Source organism: Dialister sp. (assembly GCF_051885895.1).
GTDB lineage: Bacteria > Bacillota > Negativicutes > Veillonellales > Dialisteraceae > Dialister.
Genome location: NZ_JBJEXP010000087.1, coordinates 2196 through 3374, shown reverse-complemented (window position 1 = coordinate 3374; position 1179 = coordinate 2196). Strand labels below are relative to the sequence as shown.

Genomic DNA, 1179 nt, shown 5'->3' with positions numbered 1-1179 from the left:
TTCCTTTTCCGCCGGGAAGAGCTCTATCCGCAGGATTTCCGGATAGGGCCCTGTACGGAAAGGAAATCCCCAGGCACCGTATCCGCTGGACACATAGGCTGTCATCTGCCGGAAGCGGTGAAGTCCGTAGTTCAGCACATACATCCTCCGGGTAATGAAGGTCACCGGGAAAAACTGCCCTGCATGGGTATGACCGCCCAGATAAAGGTCATAGCCTTTTTCTTCTGCCTGTCCGATATGAAGCGGTTCATGATCGATCAGAATGTTAAATCCGGAGGGATCGCAGGGCGGCACCGCTTCCGAGGGATAGTGCATATAGTCGTTCAGTCCGGTAAGCACCAGGCCCGGCAGGGGAGATACCTGCTCATGGGCCAGGAATCGGAGAGGATGAAACAGGGCCGCTTCCTTTTTGATATCGCCGTCAAAGAAATCATGGTTGCCGAAAACCGCCCATGTTCCCAGGGGGGCCCGGATATGCTGAAAAGCTTTATAGCTCCCGTCCCGAAGGACAAAATCCAGATGGGCATCAATGATATCTCCTCCGAAAATGACCAGATCCGGCGAAAGCCCATTCAGCCGTTCTACCAGGCGGCGGGCATAGGCCCGGCTCTGTATGGGGCTTAAATGGATATCTGTTGCAAACGCCAGAGTGATTTTCCTTTGTATTTTCCCGCTTTCTATGCGAATGGTCCTGATTTTGGGATGGAGTGCATGAAATATGCCATAGGCCATAAGCAGCAGCACCGCCAGGAAAAGCAGGCGGATCAAGGACGATCCATAGGAGTCCCAGAGAGCAGGAGCCGCCAGCTGCAGCAGAGCATAGACAAATCCGCAGAAAAGGGACGCCATGGCGGAATAAAGCGTAAAAATAAACCAGAAGCCTCCCAGCCAGGCAAAAACCTTTTCCGTCCGGACGGATACATCATGCACCGCATTGTAGGAAAGGGAGAAGAAAAAAGGCATGACCATGAAGAGAGGAAGCACATACCAGGTCATGATCTCCGGCATGCCCTGATGATACATGAACCAGTTCATGCTGCTTAATACAAGACCGTACAGACCGATTTTCCAGAAAAAAAGGACACGGTTAAACATATATCTTCCTTTCCTGCCATAACCGAAAAGCGCTGACTGCACCGCCAGCCGGCGGAATTCCTGCATGAATCTCCATGCGGGCAA

General features: G+C 52.2%; 1 protein-coding gene. It reads right to left on the bottom strand.

All coding sequences use genetic code 11. The features are described 5' to 3' along the window. The coding region (locus tag ACI4N7_RS07740) for a metallophosphoesterase (RefSeq protein ID WP_439732780.1) at positions 1–1095 on the bottom strand (1095 nt) is incomplete at its 3' end. Positions 1096–1179 lie beyond the last annotated feature (84 nt).